At 69.6% G+C, this 3,907-nt stretch carries 4 protein-coding genes; 1 reads left to right on the forward strand and 3 read right to left on the reverse strand.

The window, feature by feature from the left end; translation table 11 throughout:
• Nucleotides 1-117 precede the first annotated feature (117 nt).
• Complete coding sequence (locus ACK586_RS25205; protein ID WP_409333280.1) at nucleotides 118-432, forward strand: tyrosine-type recombinase/integrase; 315 nt, start codon at nucleotides 118-120, stop codon at nucleotides 430-432.
• A 47-nt stretch (nucleotides 433-479) separates the two neighbouring features.
• Here ACK586_RS25205 and ACK586_RS25210 read toward each other — a convergent pair whose 3' ends face one another.
• The 3 genes from ACK586_RS25210 to ACK586_RS25220 form a co-directional block, all read right to left on the reverse strand.
• Nucleotides 480-725 (reverse strand): helix-turn-helix domain-containing protein, encoded by a 246-nt coding sequence (locus ACK586_RS25210; RefSeq protein ID WP_409333281.1) that lies wholly within the window; start codon nucleotides 723-725, stop codon nucleotides 480-482.
• Nucleotides 726-1,102: 377 nt separating this feature from the next.
• On the reverse strand, nucleotides 1,103-2,095 hold the full coding sequence (locus tag ACK586_RS25215; protein WP_409333283.1) for an IS481 family transposase: 993 nt from the start codon (nucleotides 2,093-2,095) through the stop codon (nucleotides 1,103-1,105).
• Between the two features lie 515 nt (nucleotides 2,096-2,610).
• Nucleotides 2,611-3,654, reverse strand: a complete 1,044-nt coding sequence (locus ACK586_RS25220) for an IS110 family RNA-guided transposase (protein ID WP_409333282.1) — start codon at nucleotides 3,652-3,654, stop codon at nucleotides 2,611-2,613.
• Between the last annotated feature and the right edge of the window lie 253 nt (nucleotides 3,655-3,907).

Here is a 3,907-nt window from a genome sequence, read left to right on the forward strand (position 1 = left end):
CAGTGCCGCCGGGAACCTGTCACCAATCACCTACGAGACGACCGCGCTCGACCGAGCAGCGGCATAGGGAAGCCCTCCACGATCTCGGGGGAACCACACTTGCGGGACCCCACGAACGTGTCCGGCGAGCTGCGTCAGCTGCTCGACTCGTTCGAGTGCGGTGCCTGCGCCGGTACCGGCTATCAGCTCGCTGCAGACGGCGCCTTCAGGACGGGCGCCAACGGGCGTCGTGTCCGCTGCGAGGAGGGGCCGTGGTCGTGGGTCACCTCGCACACCTTTCGCAAGACCGTCGCCACGCGGTTGGAAGAGGCGGGGCTGACTCCGCGTCAGGTGGCCGACCAGCTGGGGCACGCCAACCCCTCCATGACGCTGGACGTCTACTTCGGACGCCAGGTGGTCAGCGCACAGGCGGCTCGAGTGCTCGATCGCTGAGTTACGCACACCAGCGGTGTGCCGGCTCGGCCTCGATGTGCCGGACCTCAGCCCGTCACGCCTCGCCGTTGGTGGTCGGTTCGGCGCTGGTCCTCGATCCAGCGACCGAGATCCTCGGCGCGATACATCACTCGGCGGCCGATGCGGAAGCTGCTCGGTCCTCTGCCCATGTGCCGCCAATAGCGCAGCGTCGAAGCGGGCGTACGCAATATCGCCGCGGCCTCAACGACGGTTAGTAGCGCCGATGAATTGTCGGTGGACTGCTCGTGCAGCATCGCGACCTCGCGATCCAAGGGTTGATGGTTGAGCGGCGAGCCGCCGCCAGCACGTCTCCGCCGTCTCTTGCCAACGTGCTCGCCAATCCCCGGTCCTTCTCGCGGAGCCTGCGGCTCGTCGCCGGCGCTTCCTGATCAGTGGACCAGGAGACGGCACTCGTACTGGAGAAGCTGGCCACCGTACTTCGCCGGGTCTGGTCCGACGCGTGAGTGCCTCCCGATTAGCCCACGCTCAGCTTGTGCAACGACATCACAGCTGCGGAAGCTAGGAACTGGACCTCCAGTACCACCGGCGACTTCCTCCAGTCCTGCAGCCAGGAGGCATCGACGAGGCTCGAGGACGCGGCCGCGCCTTGATGAGCGCCCGTCGGACCGATGGCCACGCCGGGGGCGGGCTAGTTGTACTGACCGGACAGGTTGGTCAAGCGGGTGATCGGCGGGCGGCGTTCGGTCGCGGTGTGGGGCCGGTGATGGTTGTACTCGTGTAGCCAGCCCGGCAGTGCCTTTCGTCGGGCTGACTCGCTGAGGTACTGCCGGCGGAAGGCCCAGCCGTCGGCCATGGTGCGGTGGAAGCGCTCGATCTTGCCGTTGGTCTGCGGGCGGTAGGGCCGGGTGCGCTTGGGCGTGATGCCCAGCTCTGCGCAGGCGTCGCGCCAGGCGTGGGCGCGGTAGGCCGAGCCGTTGTCGCTGAGCACGCGTTCGACGGTGATGCCGCGAGCGGCGAACCAGGCCACGGCGTTGCGCAGCACGCCGATGGCGGTCGCGGCGGTCTCGTCGTCGTGGATCTCGGCGTAGGCGACCCGGCTGTGGTCGTCGAGCACGGTGTGCACGAACGCGGTGCCCATCTTCGGGTTGTGGTGGCGGTTGCGCGGCTTGCCCGGGGTGGCGGCCCGGTTCTTGTCGCCCTGAGAGCGGCCGACGTAGCGCCAGCCGCCGCCATCGGGGATGTTGCCCAGCTTCTTCACGTCGACGTGGATCAGCTCGCCCGGGCGGTCGCGTTCGTAGCGGCGGATCGGCTCCCCGGTGGCGCGGTCGACGTGCGACAGCCGGTTCAGCCGGCAACGGCGCAGCACCGCGTGCGCGGTCGAGGGCGCCACGCCGACCCGGTCAGCGATCGCCACCGGACCCAGCCGCTGCTTCCAGCGCAGGTGCACGATTCGGCGCACCACCGGCGCCGGCGTGCGCCGCGGGGACGAGTGCGGCCGGGAGCTGCGATCGACCATCCCGGCCGGCCCCTCGGTGCGGTAGCGGTCGGCCCAGCGCTTGGCCGTGGGCCAGGCGACGTTGAACACCGCCGCGGCGTAGGAGATCGACCAACCGTCCTCGACGATGGCCCGGGCCATGCGCAGACGGTGGCGTGGAGTCAGGGCGGCATTAGCGTGAGACAGGAGGACCTCCGGGGTTCGTGTGCAGTGGTCGCCTTCAGCAGCTCCACTCCACGCCCGGAGGTCCTCCCCGAACAAGATCAGTCAGATCGTGTCGTCACACGCCCTCGACCAACGTCTCCGGTCAGTACAGCTAGTCGTGCCTCTGGCCGATGCGGTCCGGTTGCACGGCGGCGGGCGCATGGCGATTTCCACGACCCGAGTCACTCGGCCTGCGGCCTGAGTCGGCGCGCAGGAACGCCGGCCAGCGCGAGGCCAGGCCGACCTCCCTCGTCGACCCACTGCGGAGCAGAACAGCCCTCGACGATCAGGGCCGCGACGTAACGGCGCTCGACAAACGCGCAGCTCACCGCAGGTGAGCTCCTATGTGTCAATGCCGGTCGGGCGTAGCGTCCGGATCGGCGGTGGGCGCGGTGGACTGACCGCAGCGAAGAGCAGGTCTGGGACTGAGAGCCTGTCGCGCAGCTGGCTTCGGCCGTAGAGACGCGTCCGTTTTGTCGCTGCCGCACTCACCGTCCTTAGCCGGTGGGGGCCGGTCGTTGCTGGGCGGCGAGGTCTGCCTGCAGGGTCTTGTAGATCAGGTCGGAGAGCCGTCGCTTGAGGCAGCGGAGAGCTTCGCGGCTCGTCTTGCCCTCGGCGCGTTTGCGCAGGTAGTAGGCACGGCCTTCGGTGTCGGCGCGGATCTGGGTGATCGCCATCGTGTAGAGCACCCGGTTGAGGGTGCGGTTGCCCGAGCGGTTGAGTCGGTGGCGGCGGGTGGTGCGCCCGGAGTTCGCCGGCAGGGGCGCGGTGCCGTTGGCGGCGGCGAAGGCGTGCCGGGAGCGGTAGCGGCGCACGTCGACGACCTGGCCGAGGATGGTGGCGGCACTGATCGGGCCGACGCCGTAGAGGTCGGTGAGTCCGGTCTGCACGGTGTCGATGGCGGCGGCGATCAGGTCGGCGACTTCCCCGATCTCTGCGGTGAGCTCGTCGAGGCGGTCCAGGCGGCGGCGGGTCAGCTGCGAGCGGACGCCGGTGTCACCGTCGAGCAGAGCGCGGGCGGCGGCGATGTAGGTCGGTGCGGTCAGCCGCGGAACGGTGACCTGGTAGCCGGGCAGCAGCCCGTGCAGCTCGGCATGGGTGCGGTTGGCCAGCGCGGTGCGCTCGGTGACCAGCTGTGCGCGGTAATCGGCCAATGCCCGCAGGTCAGCGGCTTGCCCGATGGCCAGGCGGACCGGCGGAAGTCCCGGCTCGCGGGCGGTGATCCGGGCGATGGCCACGGCATCGATGGGGTCGGTTTTGCCTTGCCCGGGCTTGCTGGAGCGTTCCCGCGAGGTGAGGCTGGGCGGCACCTCGACCACTTCCAACTGGCCGCCGAGGACCAGCCAGATGGCGGCGCCGCGGCCGTGGTTGCCCGAGCCCTCGATGCCAACGCGAACGACCTGGTGGCGGGTCAGCAGCTCCTCGAGGTCGTCGAAGCCGGCCTCGGTATTGGCCAGCTCGGTGACTTCCACCGGCCGGCCGACCGGGTCGATGACAGCGACGGCGAGGGTGTCTTTGTGGGTGTCGATTCCGGCGAGCACGCCCACTCCTTGTCAGTCGGCTCGGCTCGCGACTGCCGGGGCTCGGGCGCAGCGAGCTTGTCAACTCTTCTGTGTAAGACCTGCAATCGATCTTGATGAGGTCAGCTGAGGTAGGGCTCGATGCGGTCGCCGAAGGCGATCATCATCTCGGCCCTGGCGGGCTTCCAGCCCTGGGTGACGGCGCCCTCGACGAGCTTGCCGGGTGCGGTGCGCTGGTTGGCCGGCTTGCCGCGGTCCTTCATCCGTTCCCGGG

Source organism: Trujillonella humicola (genome assembly GCF_046233715.1).
Taxonomy (GTDB): Bacteria; Actinomycetota; Actinomycetes; order Mycobacteriales; family Geodermatophilaceae; genus Trujillonella; species Trujillonella humicola.